The sequence below is a fragment of the Pseudomonas sp. Z3-8 genome, from assembly GCF_051131975.1.
Classification (GTDB): Bacteria; Pseudomonadota; Gammaproteobacteria; order Pseudomonadales; family Pseudomonadaceae; genus Aquipseudomonas.
Genome location: NZ_CP071643.1, coordinates 5,000,999 through 5,020,253, shown reverse-complemented (window position 1 = coordinate 5,020,253; position 19,255 = coordinate 5,000,999). Strand labels below are relative to the sequence as shown.

Genomic DNA, 19,255 nt, shown 5'->3' with positions numbered 1-19,255 from the left:
CAAAGGATAAGCGAATCCTGACGCTTTGAATAGTGGCTTTTTAATGTAGACCGGTTTCGAAGTTTGTCGCCCAAGACAAACGTGCCCGCGACGGGACCGCTGATGTCGCCAACGTGTCGAATGCCAGCCCGGTGCCATCTCACTGCGGTCGCTGGCCTTTTTTCTGCATGCAGAACAACCGTCACGTCCAACCCGCATCATCCGGTCGAGTCGACCTAAGGAAACTACATCGTGAAAATCAACTGGGCCGAGAACCTGCGCCAGAATGTCCACCAACTGGCTGAATCCCTGGGCAACCTGTTCGTCGAGACCTTCCACTACCTGGCGTTGTTCGCCATCGGTGCGGTGACGGCATGGGCCGCCGTGATGGAGTTCCTGCAGATGATCGAGGAGGGTCATATCAAGATCGATGACATCCTCCTGCTGTTCATCTACCTGGAGTTGGGGGCGATGGTCGGGATTTACTTCAAGACCAATCACATGCCGGTGCGATTTCTCATCTACGTGGCGATCACCGCGTTGACGCGCCTGCTGATTTCCAACGTCTCGCATCACAGCCCGCCGGACCTGGGCATCATCTACTTGTGCGGCGGCATCCTGCTGCTGGCGTTCGCGATCCTGGTGGTGCGCTACGCGTCGTCGCAGTTTCCCTCGGTGAAGATCGAACACCCGCACCGTAAGGTCGGCGCGGGTTCGAGCGAGCATGCCGAAGTGGAGAAGGGCGAAATCTAGAGACCGGCGGCGCTGGACGCCTGGCCCTGTGCCTGCGGTGGCGGCACCTTGATGTTGTCGCCGCCGGTCATGGCTTCGAGGATGGCCACGGCGCTGTGGCCCTGCTCGATGGCAATGCCGAATTGAATGCTCTGCACCAGGCGCTTGAGCCGTTCCGGGTCGTTGCGTTGCTGCGTGCTGATCATGCGCTTGGCAACGACGCGCCCGGCCTTGGACAAGGTCAGCATGATGCTGCCGTCCAGGCCCTGGATGCTCAGGTTGATCTGGTATTGCGGCGCGAAGGCGTCCGTAATGATCTGAAAAGGGTTGTCCATGATGCGTCACCGCCTGATTGAACGTGCAGTTGTTGACCGGCCATGATCGGGATTAGTTCGCAACACCGGACCACCGGCCATTCCATGATCGTATCCATCGCCAGATTCCCGGGGCGGGCAGGCGGCTGACCCACTGATCGCAGCCCGCGGCGCCTCCTGCAAGGGAGGTAGCAAGGGGCATGCCGGAAAAACTGTCGGACAATGATCACGGCGCCTGGACGCGCAATGCTCTGGAATGCGGTTATGGCGGCAGCCCGTTTCGGGGCACTGGCGGGACGATGTTCGCTGACGGTGCAGGGCACGCAGGCGGATTGGAATGAACAAGCGGGGCGAGACAACTCCCGACATTAACAGCGCTGTTGCTCGTTGTCCGGCTTTATTTGCAAATGAATATTTATCTTTTTTCGGGGGTTGAATTGTTCTTCCGCCAGCCCGACTCTGTACTCAAGGGGCCGTTGCGCTAACGTCGATTGGCCCCTGGCGAGCTAGCCGAAATAAGGGATGAACTATGCAAATCCAAGTCAACAGCGATAACCATATTCAAAGCAGCATCCGACTGGAGGAGTGGGTACGTACTACCATTGAAAGCACGCTCGAACGTTACGAAGAAGACCTGACACGGATCGAGGTTCATTTGGGGGATGAGAACGGCGACAAGCCCGGTCCCCACGATTTGCGTTGCCAACTTGAGGCTCGGCCAAAAGGCCACCAGCCAATTTCCGTAACGCACAAGGCCGAGTCGCTGGAGCTTGCAATCGAAGGCGCAGCCACCAAGCTGGAACATAAACTGGAGCATCTGTTCGGCAAACTGCGCGGCAAGCGCGCCGCCACCACCGGCCAGACCGAGTCGATTGCACTGGCTGATGCCATGCTGGAAGAAGAATTCCTCGAGAACGAACGGGCTGCGCTTAACGGCTGAACCCGGTCACTGAAATTACCCACCAAACAGACGGGCCTGCAATTGCAGGCCCGTCTTGTTCCAGCTATTCACCGCGGCCCCGAATCAGAACGCCACGGACGTTTGCACATACAACGTGCGCGGTTCCCCTACGTACTTGCCCCGATTGTTGTCGTCAAACGAGCGGGTGAAGTATTGGGTATTGAAGATGTTCTTCACGCCCACCGCGACGTTCAGGTCCGACAGTTGCGGGCCGAAGTCATAAGCGGCGCGGCTGCTGAACAGCATGTAGCCAGGGATATTGCCGGTGCTGCCATCGGCGCTTTCCGCGCGGGTATTGGCGTTGTCGGCAAACTGCGCGCTCTGGTAGGTGCTGTCCAGGTTCAGCTTCCACGGCCCATCCGTGTAACCCACGCCCAGCGTACCTTTGTGCCTGGAGGAGAAGGGCACGCGGTTGCCCTTGTTCGGTCCGTCTTCGCGGATGGTGGCGTCGACGTAGGCGTAAGTGGCGTACACGTCAAAACCGGCCAGCGCCGGGCTCAGGCCGTCGAGGGCATAATTGATGCTGGTTTCGATGCCCTGGTGGCGGGTCTCGCCCCGGGCGATCACCGAGTCGTTGGTCTGATTGCTTTCGTACTGGTTGTCGAAGTTGATCAGGAAGGCGCCGATCTCTGCCCGCAGGTTGCCATTGTCATAACGGGTGCCAAGCTCCCAGGTGCGGGCCTTCTCCGGCTTCACTTCACCGCTGCTGACGCGGTTGGGCATCTGGCTGTACTGCACGCTGCCGAACGAGCCTTCGGTGTTGGCATACAGATTCCATTCGTCGGTCAGGTGGTACAGCACATTCAGCGCTGGCAGGGCGGTGTTGTAGTCGCCCTTGTACTTCACGTTGGTCAGGTTGTTGGTTTGTTGCGATTCGATCATTTCGTAGCGAATACCGGGCGTGATCGTCCATTTGCCGATATCGATCCGGTCATCGATGAAAAATGCATTGGCTTCGGTTCCGCCGCGGGTATCGCGGTCGTTGCGGCTGGAGGTGGTCGGCAGCTCGTTGCTGGCGATCGGTGTGCGATAACGCAGTTCATGACCGGCTTCGTTGATATAGCGATAGCCGACGCCGACCTCGTGGCTGGTCGGGCCGAGATCGAAGCCTTGGGCGAGACGGGTTTCCAGGCCGCGTACCCAATATTCACGAGGCGACAGGGACAGGAAGGAGCCCTGGTCCAGATAGCCGCTGCGCAAGGTCTTGGTGAAAAACGTGTTGGCGGTGAATTCTCGCCGGTCCTGCTGGTAGCGGTAGCCGAAATTGACCAGGGTACGACGACCCCAGAACCGGTCTTTCTGGCGGGTGGACTGATACGGGTCGGCGTTGTAGTCGGCCACATTCAGGCCGCCGGGCATGTCGGCCTCGCCTTCGTAATACTGGGCCATGGCGTTGAAGCTGTTGGCCTCGTCCAGTTGATAGTTGCCCTTGAGGATCAGATCGTCGATCTGCGTGTCGCTGTGCTCACGCCAGTCGCCGCCGCGGGTGCCGGAATACAACAGGGCGCCGCCCAGGCCGTTATCGGCGGTGCCGCCGGCCAGCAGATTGGCGGACGTCTTGAAGCCATCGTGGCTGGAGGACGGGCTCGTCTCGGTCTGGAAACCGCCTTTGACGGTCGGTGCATCGGGTATTGCCCGGGTCACGAAGTTGACCACGCCGCCGACGTTTTGCGGGCCGTAGCGCACCGCGCCGCCCCCGCGCACGACATCCACCGCGTCCAAGTTGCCCATGCTCACGGGGGCAAAGGACAGCTGCGGTTGGCCATACGGCGCGAAAGGCACTGGAACGCCATCCATCAGTACCGTCGAGCGGGAAGCCAGGCGCGGATTGAGGCCACGGATACCGAAATTCAGCGCCATGTCATGGCTACCGGTGCCGTTGTTTTCCGGTGCGTTGACGCCGGGAATGCGATTGAGCACGTCCCGGGCCTGGGTCGCGCCCTGGCGTTCGAATTGTTCGCGGCGGATAACGTCCCGAGCGCCCGGGTGTTCGAAGACGTTGGTCGGCGCTGCGTCGCCGAGCCAGTCACCGACCACGGTCGTGGTGCCGATGTCCAGTGCAGTGCTGCTGACCGGTTGCAGGCTGAAAGCATTGTCCCCCTCGGGCCGGGCTTGCAGGCCTGTGCCTTCAAGCAGCGCGTTCAAGCCTTGCTCGGGGCTGTAGCTGCCTTCCAGGCCGCGACTCTGCAGGCCGCCGGTCAGTTGCGAGCCGAAGGAAATCAACACGCCGGCTTCGCGGCCGAATTGATTGAGAGCGTTTTCCAGCGACGACGGCGCAATGTGATAGGCCTTGGCCTCTGCAGCCAGCACGGCGGGCAGTGCAACGAAACTCAAGCTGGCCCCCAGGAACAGTTGACGCGCGGCGCGAGCGAGCGGGGTGAGACGGGTGGGTTGCTGCGGCATGGATGGGAATCCCGAGAAGGTTATATCGAAGTGGCTTTCCTTCTCTGTCACCCGAGGTGTGGAAAACGGCTCACTGGCAAATCATTTTTTTGGGTGGGCCGCCATGGGCTCAAGCGCGAGCTTCGACCGTGACCCAATAGCGGGTGAAACGCCGCACTTTTACCGGCAGGCTGATTTCCAGCAGATCAAGGATTCGCTCGCCGTTGTCCAGCGGATAAGTTCCGGAGACCAGAAGGTTGGCGACCGCCTCGTCGCAGTGCAGCTGGCCGCGTCGGTAGCGGCCCAGTTCCTCAAGGAAATCCGCCAGGCGCATGTGCGCGGCGACCAGCATGCCCTCCGTCCAGGCACCGCTGTTGGCGTCAAGCGCCGTGGCGGGACCGGTGCCGTTGATGCCAAGGGACGCTTGTCGGGAATCCCCCAGCAGAAAAGCCGGGCCGTGCCTGCCGCGAATGCCCACCTGGCCGGCAAACACTGCGACTTGGGTGTGGTCTGCATACTCACGCACGTTGAAACGGGCGTCGTGGCTTTCCAGCAGGCCATGGGCGGTCAGCACCTGCAGGGGGCGTGGGTCCTGGGCTGCGGTCAATAGCAGTTCCCCTTCCAGCAGGCGGATCAGGCGGCGCTGAGCGTCGAAGCGAATATCGACCGCGCTGCCGCTGTTGAGCTGCAGCTGGCTGCCGTCATCCAGCGCCAGGCGACGCCGCTCGCCCACCGGGCTGCGGTAATCGGCGAGCAATGGCGGCAACAACTGGCGTTCACGCAGGCCCCAGGTCGCGGCCGAGCCGGCACCCAGCAGCAGCAACATCTTGAGGGCCCGGCGCCGCGTTGCCGACTTCGGTGTGTTGAGCGTCGCATGGGCCAACGGAGAAGACACATTGCGCAGCCGCTGGTTGACCCGCTGGATATGCTCCCAGGCGCGGCGATGTTCGCTGTGTGCATTGAGCCACTGTTCCCAGGCTTGCTGCTGGCGCGTATCGAGTGGCCCCTGCTGCATTTCCAGCAGCCAATGCACCGCCTGCTCGGCGACTTGCGCGCTGACGTTCGGCGCGCTGGGCATCGGCGGGTTCACAGGGCGAAGTAGCAGCGCATCGCTGCCTTGTTCAGGTGGCGCTTGACCGTCGCCAGGGAAATACCCAGTTCACGGGCGATTTCGTTGTAGGTCAGGCCATCGATCTGCGCCAGCAGGAACGCCTTTTTGACCGCACGTGGCAGACCATCGAGCAATTGGTCCAGCTCCAGCAGGGTCTGCAGGATAATCGCCCGCTCCTCTTCCGACGGCGCCACTTGCTCCGGCATCTGGGCGAGGGTGTCGAGGTAGGCGCGTTCCAGGTCCTGGCGGCGGTAATGGTTGAACAATACGCGCTTGGCGATGGTGGTGAGAAATGCACGGGGCTCCAGGACCGGCTGCGGATCGCGCGCGGTCAGCACGCGCATGAACGTGTCCTGGGCCAGATCGGCGGCACTGTCGGGACACCCGAGTTTTCTTCGCAACCAGCCGTTGAGCCAACTGTGGTGGGCGTTGTAGAGCACTTCGACGGTGTGTGCAGGCGGCAACGAGGAACATCCCGACAGCGGTAAGCTGTGCTAGAGAACAAGAATTGTTCGCATTGTAGAGTCGCGCAGAGGGAAACGGCAATCGGGATGAGTGTTTCGTTTCGGTTATGGACCGGATCGGGCTTTCGCGAGCAGGCTCGCTCGCACATGGATGCGCTAGGGCAAAAACGCCTGCCGATACTCCCCGGGAGCTGCCCCCAAGGCCTGGCGAAAGCGGTTGGTAAAATGGCTGGCGCTGGCAAATCCGCAGGCCAGAGCCACCTCGCCCAACGGTTGTAAGGTATGGCGCAGTAAGTGCCGCGCCCGGGCGAGACGCCGCGCCAGGACGTACTGGTGCGGTGGCAGGCCGAAGGTTTCGCGGAACATCCGGGCGAAATGGTATTCGGACAGGGCACACAGCGCCGCGAGTTGACCAAGGCTGATGGCTTCGGCCAATTGAGCGTCGATGTAATCCACCAGCAAGCGTCGCTGGTGCGCGGCCAACCCACCCTTCAGGCGCAGGCCCTGGCGCTGGCCAACCTGATTGAGCAGCAGGTGGCTGAGCAGCTCATGGGCCAGGCTGGTGCCGAGCAGGCGCTCAGCCGGCTCGGCCCAGTCCAGCTCGATCAACTGTCGAAAGCGCTGTGCCTGCCGCGGGTCATCGAGAAAGGTTGCCTCGTGCAATTGCACTTGTCGCGGTTCGCGATCCAGCAGCGTGACGCAACCCAGGGCGAATTGCTCGGGGCTGAAATACAGGTGGGCGAGGCGAATGTCGCCGTTGATGACCCAGGCCGATTCATGCCCGGCCGGCAATACGCAGAGTTTGCCGGGCGCCCCCGTGGTGTCGGGACGCTCGCGGCGAAAAGTGCCGGTGCCGCCGGCGATGTAGCACGACAGCGTATGGTGGGTTGGCGCCTCGTAGTCACGGGCGTCGTGATGGTTGCTCCACAAAGCCGCCGCCATGCCGTCACCGAGCTCGGCGCTGTGCTCCAGGCGAGCATTGGGCGAGCTATTGAGGGCTTGGAAGACTTGCAGGGTTTGCAGACTGGTCATGATCGGTTTCTCCAGCTCGAATCCTACTCCCTCGAGGCGCCCATGCCAGCCTGTCCCTGATAAAAACCGCAAGTTTACGCAAGCGTCGGGCAGGTATCGGCGTGAGACTGGCCGTCATTGCCAGGAGTCGTCGCCATGAACCTTTCGTTGTACCTGCTTACCGTGCTCATCTGGGGGACCACCTGGATCGCCCTGAAACTGCAGTTGGGCGTCGTCGCCATTCCGGTGTCGATTGTCTATCGCTTCGGCCTCGCCGCGCTGATCCTGTTCGTGATGCTCCTGCTCAGCCGACGCCTGCAGGTCATGAACCGGCGCGGTCATTTGATCTGCGTCGCCCAGGGCCTGTGCCTGTTCTGCATCAACTTCATGTGTTTCCTGACCGCCAGCCAATGGATTCCCAGCGGCCTGATCGCCGTGGTGTTTTCCACCGCGACGCTCTGGAACGCCTTGAATGCGCGGGTGTTCTTCGGTCAGCGGATCGCCCGCAACGTCTTGCTCGGCGGTGCCCTTGGGCTGCTCGGGCTGGCGTTGTTGTTCTGGCCGGAGCTGGCCGGGCACCGCGCAAGTCCGCAAACGCTGCTCGGGTTGGCGCTGGCGCTGTTGGGCACCTTATGTTTCTCGGCGGGCAACATGCTGTCGAGCCTGCAACAGAAGGCCGGCCTCAAGCCGTTGACCACCAACGCCTGGGGCATGGCCTACGGGGCCGCGATGCTGTCGGTGTGGTGCTTGTTCCAGGGCATTCCGTTCGAGATTGAATGGAATACGCGCTACGTCGGCTCGCTGTTGTACCTGGTGATTCCGGGTTCGGTCATCGGCTTTACCGCGTACCTGACGCTGGTAGGGCGCATGGGGCCGGAGCGGGCGGCGTATTGCACCGTGCTGTTCCCGGTGGTGGCCTTAAATGTCTCGGCTGTTGTCGAGGGTTATCAGTGGACGGCACCGGCGCTGGTCGGACTGGTGCTGGTGATGCTGGGCAACGTGTTGGTGTTTCGCAAGCCGCCACCCGTGACCGTGAAAGTCGCGCTGGCTCGTTAAGCCACAACCTCTGAGGTGTGGCGAGGGAGCTTGCTCCCGCTGGGTTGCGAAGCAACCCCAAGGCGTATCTGCCACCGCGCTACATCAGATAAACCGCAAGGGGCTGCTGTGCAGCCCAGCGGGAGCAAGCTCCCTCGCCACGGTGAGTACTCGGCCCGCTTATTTCCAGACTTGCGGGTTGACCAGGTTCTTCGGTCGTTCGCCCAGCAGGGCGCTGCGCAGGTTTTCCACGGCCAGATTGGCCATGGCCTCACGGGTTTCATGGGTAGCCGAACCGATATGCGGCAAGGTGACGGCATTTTTCAACTGGAACAGCGGCGACTCGGCCAGCGGTTCCTTTTCGTAGACATCCAGCCCGGCGCCGCGGATGCGGTTGTTCTGCAAGGCTTCGATCAACGCTGGCTCATCCACCACCGGACCGCGGGAAATGTTCACCAGGATGGCGCTCGGTTTCATCAGGGACAGCTCGCGCTGGCCGATCAGGTGGCGGGTTTTCTCGCTCAACGGCACCACCAGGCAGACGAAGTCCGCTTCGGCCAGCAACTGGTCCAGTTCGCGGAACTGTGCGCCCAACTGGTTTTCCAGCTCGGGCTTGCGACTGTTGCCGCTGTAGAGGATCGGCATGTTGAACCCCAGCCGACCACGCCGGGCAACAGCCGCGCCGATGTTGCCCATGCCGATGATGCCCAGGGTCTTGCCATGTACATCGCTGCCGAACAGCTGTGGCCCGACAGACGCCTGCCACTGTCCAGCCTTGGTCCAGGCGTCCAGTTCGGCGACACGCCGGGCACTGCTCATCACCAGGGCGAACGCCAGGTCGGCGGTGCTTTCGGTGAGCACGTCGGGAGTGTTGGTGAGCATGATCCCGCGTTCATTGAAGTACGCCAGGTCGTAATTGTCATAGCCCACCGACACGCTGGAGACCACTTGCAGCTTCGTGGCGTGCTGCAGTTGCTCGCGGCCGAGCTTGCGGCCAACGCCAATCAGCCCATGGACATGGGGCAAGGCTTCGTTGAACTGCGCATTGATGTCGCCGTTCGACGGGTTGGGCACGATCACGTCGAAGTCCTGGCGCAGGCGCTCGATCATGGGGGGCGTGATACGGCTGAAGGCGAGTACGGTTTTTTTCATCGTGCAAGGCTCATCTGCGGAGAATACCAAGCACGCTAACATTCCTGGCGCGGGTTAGGCGAGAGGAGAGGATCTAATCGTAACGCCGCCAGTCCTTTGTGGGAGCGAGCTTGCTCGCGATAGCAGTGTGTCAGGCACCGATAGGCTGGCACGTATATCGCCATCGCGAGCAAGCTCGCTCCCACAGGGGAATTGAGTAAATTCAGGCGGCCCGCAGCGAAATAAACGCGTAGTTGACCGGCTCCTCGGTGACAACACTTGCGCCGCTGTCGGTGACCTGGCGAGCAATATCATCACCGGACAAGTGGAACTGCCATTCGCCCGCCTCTTGGTCCATTGGCTGCGCGCGAGCCTGATCGATGGCGGCGGCAAACGCCGCCATGTTCGGCAGGTACGCGGTAAATCCGTCGCCCTTCAGCGCGGTGGTATGGATGCCCAGGGACACGCAAATGCGTTCCTTGATGGCGATCTCTTCACGGTCGGCCTGGCGGGAGCGCTCGATCAACCGGGCCAGTTCCTGATCTACCAACTGACCGCCGACGATCAACTGCGGCCCCGTTTCCCACGACTCAGGTGGACAATCCTTGGCGGCGGTATCGAGAGGAATGTGCGGGTTGATTTCCATGGGATAGATGCGGCACACCAAGGGACGACGCTCATAGATGCGGCACAGGTTGTCGGCGTCCAGATTATGGCAAGGACCGGGATTATAGGCGGCGAAGGTGATCGCCACGCGGGCCTCGCTGACGCCGCTGCGCACTACTGCCGAGCGCCGTTCGGCGTGCTCGCGTTGCGCCACCGGCAGGCCGAGGCCATTGGGCAGGAAGGCCTCGACCAGGACAATCACCTGGCCGCCATCATTCGCCCACATCCTGGCTTCATCGAGCGTCAGGGGAACGTGATGGCCCGTGCAGCATTTACCGCACCCTACGCAGGAAAACGTTGTGTTCATTGATTGACCGAAGGCAATTGGCTAAAGCGGCGACAGAAAAACGCCGTGATAAGCCATGCAAAGCAATTTATGCGCCATTCATCGGGAGGTTTCGGTCGGGCGGATCGAGTCCCATTCGGTCACGAACGCGCTCTTGGTTTTCTTGCGGTAGAGGCACAGCTCGGTGCCGGTCGCGCCTTTCATGTGCTTTTGCGGATATTGGCCTTGCAGCAACAGCGCCGTGTAGCCGACCCGGTCGTCGAATTGCGCGGGGCTGCCGACCGGTTCGGCATTTTTCAAACCGCTGGCCTTGATGCAACTGGCGAGGACTTTCTTGTCATAGGCAGCCCAGGCATCGGAGCTGGAGGCATAGGCCTGGGCAGCCAGGGCGCTGAGAGCAAAAAAAATCAGGCAGGGTACTTTCATCGGCAAGATCCTTGTTCTGGGAGGCCAGCGCAGGAGTATGCCTGAGGTTGGGAAGGTATCGAGGCCGCGAACTCGCAGCCTCGTGCACTCGGCGCACCGTCGGAATGCGGGCGGGTTCAGCGACCTTGTTCGGCGACGGCCTTGGCCGCCGTGATCAGGCACTTGGTCAGTTCCGGCGAGGAGAACTTGGTCAGTACCCCGTTGGCGCCCGCCAGCCGCGCTTTCTCACTGTTCATCGCGCTGTCGAGCGAGGTGTGCAACAACACATAGAGGTGAGCGAAGTCGGGTGTTTCCCGCAGGGTCCGGGTGAGGGCGTAACCGTCCATCTCGGACATTTCGATGTCGGAAACGATCAGGTTGATCTCCTGCGCCGTGCCTTGCAGCTCAAGCAGGCAGTCGATGGCTTCCTTGGCGCTGCGGGCGGTGTGGCATTGCAGGCCCAGGTTGCGCAGGGTATGCACCGATTGCTGGAGCGCCACCTGGCTGTCATCGACCACCAGGATTCGGGCGTTGCCGAGGACTTCGGCGTCTTCCATGCTCAGTTCGGTGGGCGCCGTCTCGATTTGCGCCGGGGCGATGCCGTGGATGACTTTTTCGATGTCCAGCACCTGCACCAGCGTGCCGTCCACCGAAGTCACGCCAGTGATGAACGCACGCACACCGCCGGAGCCGTAGGGCGGCGGCTTGATGTCGGTAGTCAGGCAATGCACGATCTTGCTCACCGCCTGCACGTGCAGGCCCTGCTTGGAGCGGCTGACGTCGGTGACGATCAGGCACCCGCCGTCCGGGTCTTCCAGCGGCCGCTCGCCAATGGCGCGGCTGAGGTCGATCACCGACAACGACGTTCCGCGCAACGTGGCGATGCCTTTTACGTGTGGGTGCGACTCCGGCAGTTTGGTCAGCGGCGGGCAGGGAATGATTTCGCTGACCTTGAGCAGGTTGATTGCCATCAGCTTGCCGCTGCGCAAGGTAAACAGCAGAAGCGAAAGGGAATCTGCGCGGGCTTTGTTGGAAGACATAAAAACCTTCTGTGGAAAAAGGTGGGGCGAGCATGAAGATCGCCAAGACAGCTTTTGATAACGGGTTATCGACTTGTCGGGGGCAGGCTTTAGGGCGAAAAACTGTCAATGGCGAGGATCGCTGCAGCACTGTCCACATAACGCTGCTTTTGTGGCGAGGGAGCTTGCTCCCGCTCGGCCGCGCAGCGGTCGCAAAATTCGAAACCGCGCTGCAGGTGAGGGCTGCTTCGCAACCCAGCGGGAGCAAGCTCCCTCGCCACAGAATCTCCTCGGCAAACTATTTGAGGCCCAGCCGCCTGGCCATCCGCCCCAGGTTGGCCCGATCCAGGCCCAGTTCCCGGGCAGCGCTGGCCCAGTTGTGCTGATGGCGTTCCAGGCAGCCGCTGATCATTTGCCGTTGATAATTTTCCGTGGCCTGGCGCAAGTCACCGGAAACCTTCACCGTGGAGGCTGGCGCGGGGCTGTTGTTCGGAGCATTTTCCGGGAGTACATGAGGCAGATCCAGATCATCGGCGCTCAAGCTGAGAATCTTCGGCCGAACCGGATGCTTGCCCAATGCCTTCAACGCGCTGCGACCGATCAGGTGTTCCAGTTCGCGCACGTTGCCCGGCCAATCGTAGGCCAGCAACGCAGCCTGGGCGTCGCTGGTCAGGCGCAGGCTGCCAAGGCCCATGCGCGAGCGGTTCTGTTCCAGGAAGAAGCCGGCGAGCAGCAGCACATCGCGCCCGCGATCACGCAGCGCAGGCACTTGCAGCGGGTAGACACTCAACCGGTGGTAGAAGTCGGCCCGATAACGGCCATTGCGCACTTCCTCGGCGAGGTCGCGGTTGGTCGCCGCAATCAGGCGCACATCGACGCGGTGCTCCTTGTCCGAGCCCAGGCGTTGCAGCTGGCCGCTTTGCAACACGCGAAGCAATTTGGCCTGGACGGTCAGGGACAGTTCGCCCACCTCGTCGAGGAACAGCGTGCCGCCATCCGCCAGCTCGAATTTGCCGCGCCGGTCATGGGTGGCACCGGTGAACGCGCCTCGAACATGGCCGAAGAGTTCACTTTCCACCAGCGTGTCAGGCAGCGCCGCGCAATTGAGGCTGATCAGCGGCTGGTCGGCACGGTGGGAGGCGGCGTGAATGGCCTGGGCGACCAATTCCTTGCCGACGCCGGTTTCGCCAGTGATCAGTACCGTCAGGTCACTGCCCCCGACCAGCTTGATCTCTTCCACCAGGCGTTTATGGGGCTTGCTCTGGCCGACCATGTCGCGCTGCTGCTGGCCGCTGGCCTGACGGTAGACCTCGGCGCGGCGATGCTCGTCCTCGGCCCTCAACGCAAGGCGCTCGATACGTTCGGCGGCGCTGACAGTGGCGGCGGCGAGGCTGGCGAAGGCTTGCAGGGCGCTCAGGTCAATAGGTTCGAAGCGTTCCGGGTCCAGCGAGTCCAGGGTCAGCAAGCCCCAGGGCTGCTCATCGACAAACAGCGGGCAACCCATGCAATCGTGAACCTCCAGATGTTCATCCAGCCCTTCCACCAATCCGTCGTACGGATCGGGCAGGTCACTGTCGGTGGCGAAGCGAGTGGGCTGCGGATTGGCCAGCAAAGCTTCGAAACGCGGATGCTCGCTGACCCGGAATCGCCGGCCCAGGGTGTCGGTGCTCAAGCCATCCACGGCCAGCGGGACGAGGCAGTCGCCGTCCAGGCGCAACAGCGCAGCGGCATCGCAAGGCAACAGGCTGCGCAGGGCTCCGAGCAGGCGCCGATAGCGCTCGCCTTCAGGCAGTTCGCGGGACAGGTCGGCTACTAGCGGCAATAGCGAGGTCAGCAAGGAAGTTGCGGTCATAATGACTCCATCTAGTCATAAGGACTATAAGTGCTGTCTTATCGATATGACTACATCGTCTTCAACTGCCTGAAATACAAGGTCAAAATTTGTGGCATGAAAACTGATAGGCATAGGTAACTGTTATTTGTACCACGCGAGGAGTCACCCATGCTGAGTCGAGAACAACGCGCCATCATCCGTTCCACTGTCCCCTTGCTTGAGAGCGGTGGGGAAGCGCTGATCACTCACTTCTACCGCATGATGCTGTCCGAATACCCGCAAGTGCGCCCGCTGTTCAACCAGGCTCACCAGGCCAGCGGCGACCAGCCGCGTGCGCTGGCTAACGGTGTATTGATGTATGCGCGGCACATCGATCAACTCGACCAGTTGGGCGACCTGGTGGCGAAGATCGTCAACAAGCACGTGGCCTTGCAGATCCAGCCACAGCATTACCCGATCGTCGGCTCCTGCTTGCTGCGGGCAATCGCCGAGGTACTGGGCGAAGAGATCGCTACACCTGAAGTGATTTCGGCGTGGGGCGCGGCCTATAACCAGTTGGCCGATATCCTGATCGGCGCCGAAACCAGCTTGTATGACCGCAAAGCCGCGGCACCCGGCGGCTGGCGCGGTGAACGTGAGTTCATCCTGAAGGCCAAGGTGCAGGAAAGCGCGGAAATCACTTCGTTCTACTTCGAACCGGCGGACAAGGGGCCTATCCTGCAAGCCGAGCCCGGCCAGTACATCGGTATGAAGCTGGTGCTGGACGGTGAAGAAGTGCGCCGCAACTATTCGTTGTCGGCCTTGGCGAACAATGGCCAGTACCGCATCAGCGTCAAGCGCGAGGCGGGCGGACGGGTATCCAATTACCTGCACGACCATTTCCAGGTCGGCAGCAGCATCCAGCTGTTTCCGCCATCGGGAGATTTTTACCTCACCGCCAGCGACAAGCCGCTGGTGCTGATCAGTGGCGGCGTCGGCATCACTCCGACCCTGGCGATGTTGCAAGCGGCGCTGCAAACCGAGCGCCCGGTGCATTTCATTCACTGCGCGCGCAATGGCCAGGTCCATGCCTTTCGCGAGTGGATCGACGACCTGGCCAAGCGGCACCCGCAACTCAAGCGTTTCTACTGTTATGACGAGCACGACGGCGCTGGGCCGGCGGCTGACAAGGTAGGGCTGTTGAGTGAGGAGCAACTGGCGCAGTGGTTGCCCGAGCAGCGAGACCTGGACGCGTACTTCCTTGGGCCGAAGGGGTTCATGGCGGCCATCAAGCGTCATCTCAAAGCCTTGGGCGTACCGCCGGGACAAAGCCGTTATGAATTCTTCGGGCCGGCGGCTGCTTTGGAATAAATGCCAGGGCAATCCGGGTGACCGGGTTGCCTTCTTCGCGAGCAGGCTCGCTCCCACAGAGGATCTGCGTATCCGGAACACGCATGCACGACGCATGATCTGTGGGAGCGAGCCTGCTCGCGAAAGGGGCGGCATGACCGGCGCTGCGCTGGAATTAATCCCCGCTTAACCTCTTTCCTGTCTATTCCCTCCATATTGCCGACTGCGCTCGTTCACGATCTGCGTGTAGACTTCGGCGATCCGAAAGCGCGCCGGTCGCCGCAAGGCCGCGCGTCGATCCATGCCTATCAAAGGGAAAAGCAATGAGTGAGGAAATGCTGCGGCTGGGCCGTGAGCGGCGCTATCTGGTGCTGCTGGGGTTGATCTGCCTGGGACTGATCGGCGGTGCTTTATATATGCAGGTGGTGCTTGGTGAAGCGCCATGCCCGCTGTGCATCCTGCAGCGCTATGCGTTGTTGCTGATTGCCATCTTCGCTTTTATCGGCGCGGCCATGCGTACGCGCCGCAGCCTGACGGTCTTCGAAGGCCTTGTCGTGCTTTGCGCGCTGGCAGGGGCGGGTGTGGCCGGGCACCATGTGTACACTCAGTTTTTCCCCGCGGTCAGTTGCGGCGTAGATGTGTTGCAGCCAATTGTCGATAGCCTGCCGCTGGCGAAGATCTTCCCGCTGGGCTTCCAGGTCGATGGTTTCTGTTCCACCCCGTACCCGCCGATCCTCGGCCTGTCACTGGCGCAATGGGCACTGGTGGCGTTTGTCCTCACCGTCGTGCTGGTGCCATTGCTGGTGTCGCGCAATCGCAAGACGCTGCGCTGAAGTATCGTGGAAAAACGCCCCGGCTCTTCTTCGGAACCGGGGCGTTTTACGTTTCAGGGTCGATGAGGCACCGTCTTGATCAGAGGCAGGAACACCCTGCGACAGTGTGCGACATGTTGTCACATATCTGCTGTCTCGCTGCCGTCCGAGGGCCGAATTGCCGCCTCATTCTGCAACAAAAAAACCGCCTGATCACCCTTCGCTTTCAATTGGGAGCCGCTCTGCAGCAGGCATTTTTAACAGCGCAGCGGGTTGCCTTCAAGGCCCCGTAAAATGGGCGCCTAAAGCGGGTCAAAGCTCGCCGTAAATTGCTGGAGCTGTCTAAATCGGGCGTAGTAGCCTTACGTTTTTTGGGGTTCTTGTTGAGAATTAATTTCGATAACATGCTGGCCCGTTGCAATATCGGCGGCAGATTATTGCCGGATCGGAGAAAAATTATTTCGGGTTAAGACATGGTCTCGAACGCCGCAGCTCACTACAATCGCCCGCACCGATTTTCCGACCCGGCTCAGGCTTGAGCACGAGAGTGGTCGAAGGGCGCCAGCGCCCCATGCGACCCCAGGTGTCGGTGCCTCCAACTACCCGCACCAAACGGAATTGGGCTTGAACAGGCCTTTGACCAACGAATAAGAACTCACTGCTGGCCCAGGATGTGTCGAACAGCGTCTGACGTTCGACGGGCAGCCCTTATTCAATCCAAGAAAATGCCAACCCTTGGCAGGGTGAAGTGTTGGCGATCAAAACCCAACTGCATTGCGCAAGCTGCTTTAGAGGTCGTGAGATGAGTAAAAACAGGTACCCCCGATTACTAGGCTTGTTGCCGCTGCTCGGCACGTTGCTGCTGGGAGGCTGCAACATGACCCTGCTCGATCCCAAGGGCCAGGTCGGCCTGGATGAGCGAAACCTGATCATCACCGCCACGCTGCTGATGTTGCTGGTCGTCGTGCCGGTTATCGTCATGACGTTCCTGTTCGCCTGGAAATATCGCGCGTCCAACACCAGTGCCACCTACACGCCGAAATGGTCCCACTCGACCAAGATCGAAATCGCGGTGTGGACCATTCCGGTACTGATCATCATTGCCCTGGGTTACATCACCTACAAGTCGACCCACGCCCTGGACCCGTACCGTCCGCTGGATTCCGACGTCAAGCCGATCACCATCGAAGTGGTCTCGATGGATTGGAAGTGGCTGTTCATCTATCCGGAACAAGGCATTGCCACGGTTAACAAGATCGTGTTCCCGGCCCACACGCCGATCAACTTCAAGGTCACCTCCGACACCGTGATGAACTCGTTCTTCATCCCGGGCCTGGGCGGCCAGATCTACGCGATGGCCGGCATGCAGACCAAGCTGCACCTGATCGCCAACCAGAACACCGAACTTGAAGGTATCTCCGCCAACTACAGCGGCGCGGGTTTCACCGGCATGAAGTTCAAAGCGACCGCCACCACCCAGGAAGAGTTCGACGCCTGGGTAAACGAAGTGAAGAAGGCACCTAAACAGCTTGAAAAAGCTGAATACGAAGCCCTTTCCAAGCCGAGCCAGAACAACCCTGTCGAACTCTACTCATCGGTCACGCCGAACCTGTTCCAGACCATCATCGATAAGTATGAAGGGATGAATCCGGGCAAGCCGATGCATCACGAGAAGAAAGACAAGGAAGTGGCCCACAACATGGAAGGGATGGACATGAGCTCGCATTCAGCTGCCGGGGCAGAGGAGTAAACGATGTTTGGTAAATTAAGTTGGGAAGCGATCCCGTTCCACGAGCCGATTGTCATGGTGACCCTCGCCATCATCGCGCTCGGTGGTCTGGCGTTGTTCGCGGGTATCACTTATTTCAAGAAGTGGACTTACCTGTGGACTGAATGGTTGACCTCGGTCGACCACAAGAAGATCGGCGTGATGTACATCATCGTCGCCATGGTCATGCTGCTGCGCGGTTTTGCCGACGCGATCATGATGCGTACCCAGTTGGCCATGGCCACCGAGGGCTCGCCCGGCTACCTGCCGCCTGAACACTATGACCAGATCTTCACCGCCCACGGTGTGATCATGATCATCTTCATGGCGATGCCATTCTTCACCGGCCTGATGAACCTTGCAGTGCCGCTGCAGATCGGCGCGCGTGACGTTGCCTATCCATTCCTGAACTCCCTGAGCTTCTGGCTGCTGGTGTCCGGCGTGGTGCTGATCAACGTTTCCCTGGGTGTTGGCGAATTCGCCAAGACCGGTTGGGTTGCCTATCCGCCGTTGTCGGGGCTGCAATACAGTCCGGGCGTGGGGGTGGATTACTACATCTGGGCGCTACAGCTATCCGGGTTGGGGACAACGCTGACGGGGGTCAACTTCCTGGCCACCGTGTTGAAGATGCGTACCCCTGGCATGAAGCTGATGGACATGCCGATCTTCACCTGGACCTGCACCTGGGCCAACGTGCTGATCGTCGCTTCGTTCCCGATCCTCACCGCTACCCTGGCACTGCTGACGCTTGACCGCTACATGGATTTCCACATTTTCACCAATGAACTGGGTGGCAATCCGATGATGTACGTCAACCTGTTCTGGGCCTGGGGTCACCCTGAGGTGTACATCCTGATCCTGCCGGCGTTCGGTATTTTCTCCGAAGTCATCTCGACCTTCTCCGGCAAGAAACTGTTTGGCCACCACTCGATGATCTACGCTTCCGGCGCGATCTCGGTACTGGGCTTCATGGTCTGGCTGCACCACTTCTTCACCATGGGTTCGGGTGCCAGCGTCAACGCCTTCTTCGGCCTGGCGACGATGCTGATCTCGATTCCGACGGGTGTGAAGCTGTTCAACTGGCTGTTCACCATCTACCAGGGCCGCCTGCGTTTCACCAGCCACGTGCTGTGGACCCTGGGCTTCATGGTGACCTTCGCCATCGGCGGCATGACCGGCGTACTGCTGGCCATCCCGGGTGCGGACTTCGTGTTGCACAACAGCCTGTTCGTGATCGCGCACTTCCATAACGTGATCATCGGCGGCGCCGTGTTCGGCTACATCGCGGGCTTTGCGTTCTACTTCCCGAAAGCGTTCGGCTTCAAGCTGCACGAAGGTTGGGGCAAGGCAGCGTTCTGGTTCTGGATCTCGGGCTTCTTCGTCGCGTTCATGCCGCTCTATGCACTGGGCTTCATGGGCATGACCCGTCGCCTGAACGCCACCACCAACCCTGAGTGGGTGCCGTACCTGTACGTTGCCATGTTCGGTGCGGTGATGATCGCTGTCGGTATCGCCTGCCAGCTGATCCAGCTGTACGTCAGTGTGCGTGACCGCAAGAAGCCGGAAAACATGTGCGAACACGGTGACCCGTGGAATGCCCATACCCTGGAATGGTCGACTTCTTCGCCACCACCGTTCTACAACTTCGCCGTGCTGCCGAAAGCGGAAACCATCGACCCGTTCACCGAAGCCAAGGAAAACGGTACCGCGTACCAGACTCCGGCCAGGTACGCGCCGATCCACATGCCCAACAACACCGCTACCGGTGTGGTCATGGGGGCTCTGTTGACCGTGTTCGGTTTCGCGATGATCTGGCACATCTGGTGGCTGGCCATCGCCAGCCTGGTCGGCACCGTGGTGTATTTCACCATCCATGCCGCCCGTGATGATCAGGGCTACATGGTGCCGGTGGATGTCATCGAGCGCATCGAAGCCGAGCAGCACAAGCGTCTGGTCGCGGCCGGGAAAGTCCCAGCCTCCGCCACCCGTGTTGAAACCTCGTTGGAACAGGCTTAA

17 protein-coding genes are annotated in these 19,255 nt (G+C 60.8%); 7 read left to right on the top strand and 10 right to left on the bottom strand.

Annotated features, from left to right (window positions below):
• The first annotated feature begins 231 nt into the window (after positions 1-231).
• Complete coding sequence (locus tag J3P94_RS22995; protein WP_186611035.1) at positions 232-732, top strand: phosphate-starvation-inducible protein PsiE; 501 nt, start codon at positions 232-234, stop codon at positions 730-732.
• Here J3P94_RS22995 and J3P94_RS22990 read toward each other — a convergent pair.
• Positions 729-1,046, bottom strand: a complete 318-nt coding sequence (locus J3P94_RS22990) for a DUF3509 domain-containing protein (RefSeq protein ID WP_434569762.1) — start codon at positions 1,044-1,046, stop codon at positions 729-731. The two genes, J3P94_RS22995 and J3P94_RS22990, sit on opposite strands and share 4 nt — an antisense overlap.
• A 508-nt stretch (positions 1,047-1,554) precedes the next feature.
• Between J3P94_RS22990 and J3P94_RS22985 the strand changes: the two genes are divergently transcribed.
• Entirely contained in the window at positions 1,555-1,965 is a 411-nt protein-coding gene (locus J3P94_RS22985; protein ID WP_434569761.1) for an HPF/RaiA family ribosome-associated protein, read from the top strand.
• A gap of 84 nt (positions 1,966-2,049) precedes the next feature.
• Here J3P94_RS22985 and fecA read toward each other — a convergent pair whose 3' ends face one another.
• From fecA to J3P94_RS22965, 4 genes are all read right to left on the bottom strand, one after another.
• Entirely contained in the window at positions 2,050-4,389 is a 2,340-nt protein-coding gene (fecA, locus tag J3P94_RS22980) for a TonB-dependent Fe(3+) dicitrate receptor FecA (protein ID WP_434569760.1), read from the bottom strand.
• 109 nt (positions 4,390-4,498) lie between these two features.
• On the bottom strand, positions 4,499-5,446 hold the full coding sequence (locus J3P94_RS22975) for a FecR domain-containing protein (protein WP_434569759.1): 948 nt from the start codon (positions 5,444-5,446) through the stop codon (positions 4,499-4,501).
• Positions 5,447-5,454: 8 nt separating this feature from the next.
• Positions 5,455-5,943: a sigma-70 family RNA polymerase sigma factor gene (locus tag J3P94_RS22970; protein WP_434569758.1), complete on the bottom strand. Its 489-nt coding sequence runs from the start codon at positions 5,941-5,943 to the stop codon at positions 5,455-5,457.
• 156 nt (positions 5,944-6,099) lie between these two features.
• The gene (locus J3P94_RS22965) at positions 6,100-6,975 is read right to left on the bottom strand and encodes a helix-turn-helix domain-containing protein (RefSeq protein ID WP_434569757.1); all 876 of its coding nucleotides are present in this window, start codon (positions 6,973-6,975) and stop codon (positions 6,100-6,102) included.
• A 135-nt stretch (positions 6,976-7,110) separates the two neighbouring features.
• Here J3P94_RS22965 and J3P94_RS22960 point away from each other — a divergent pair, with 135 nt between their 5' ends.
• A complete protein-coding gene (locus J3P94_RS22960; protein WP_434569756.1) occupies positions 7,111-8,010 on the top strand; it encodes a DMT family transporter in 900 nt (299 codons plus the stop codon).
• A gap of 159 nt (positions 8,011-8,169) precedes the next feature.
• On the opposite strand, the gene J3P94_RS22955 is transcribed toward J3P94_RS22960, so the two are convergent.
• The 5 genes from J3P94_RS22955 to norR all read right to left on the bottom strand — a co-directional run bounded on the left by J3P94_RS22955 (position 8,170) and on the right by norR (position 13,348).
• Positions 8,170-9,141 carry a 2-hydroxyacid dehydrogenase gene (locus tag J3P94_RS22955; protein ID WP_434569755.1) on the bottom strand — a complete coding sequence of 324 codons (972 nt, stop codon included), beginning with the start codon at positions 9,139-9,141 and terminating at the stop codon, positions 8,170-8,172.
• 202 nt (positions 9,142-9,343) lie between these two features.
• Positions 9,344-10,093 carry a YkgJ family cysteine cluster protein gene (locus J3P94_RS22950; protein ID WP_434569754.1) on the bottom strand — a complete coding sequence of 250 codons (750 nt, stop codon included), beginning with the start codon at positions 10,091-10,093 and terminating at the stop codon, positions 9,344-9,346.
• Between the two features lie 78 nt (positions 10,094-10,171).
• Positions 10,172-10,498: a hypothetical protein gene (locus J3P94_RS22945; RefSeq protein WP_434569753.1), complete on the bottom strand. Its 327-nt coding sequence runs from the start codon at positions 10,496-10,498 to the stop codon at positions 10,172-10,174.
• Between the two features lie 116 nt (positions 10,499-10,614).
• Positions 10,615-11,517, bottom strand: coding sequence for a chemotaxis protein CheV (locus tag J3P94_RS22940; RefSeq protein ID WP_030139917.1), 903 nt, complete (start codon positions 11,515-11,517; stop codon positions 10,615-10,617).
• Between the two features lie 277 nt (positions 11,518-11,794).
• Entirely contained in the window at positions 11,795-13,348 is a 1,554-nt protein-coding gene (gene norR / locus J3P94_RS22935) for a nitric oxide reductase transcriptional regulator NorR (RefSeq protein WP_434569752.1), read from the bottom strand.
• Between the two features lie 150 nt (positions 13,349-13,498).
• On the opposite strand from norR, the gene hmpA reads away from it, so the two are divergent.
• The 4 genes from hmpA (at position 13,499) to cyoB (ending at position 19,255) form a co-directional block, all read left to right on the top strand.
• A complete protein-coding gene (gene hmpA / locus J3P94_RS22930) occupies positions 13,499-14,680 on the top strand; it encodes an NO-inducible flavohemoprotein (protein ID WP_434569751.1) in 1,182 nt (393 codons plus the stop codon).
• Positions 14,681-14,982: 302 nt separating this feature from the next.
• Complete coding sequence (locus J3P94_RS22925) at positions 14,983-15,492, top strand: disulfide bond formation protein B (RefSeq protein ID WP_434569750.1); 510 nt, start codon at positions 14,983-14,985, stop codon at positions 15,490-15,492.
• A gap of 781 nt (positions 15,493-16,273) precedes the next feature.
• The gene (gene cyoA, locus J3P94_RS22920; RefSeq protein WP_305496696.1) at positions 16,274-17,221 is read left to right on the top strand and encodes a ubiquinol oxidase subunit II; all 948 of its coding nucleotides are present in this window, start codon (positions 16,274-16,276) and stop codon (positions 17,219-17,221) included.
• 3 nt (positions 17,222-17,224) lie between these two features.
• On the top strand, positions 17,225-19,255 hold the full coding sequence (cyoB, locus tag J3P94_RS22915; protein ID WP_305496694.1) for a cytochrome o ubiquinol oxidase subunit I: 2,031 nt from the start codon (positions 17,225-17,227) through the stop codon (positions 19,253-19,255).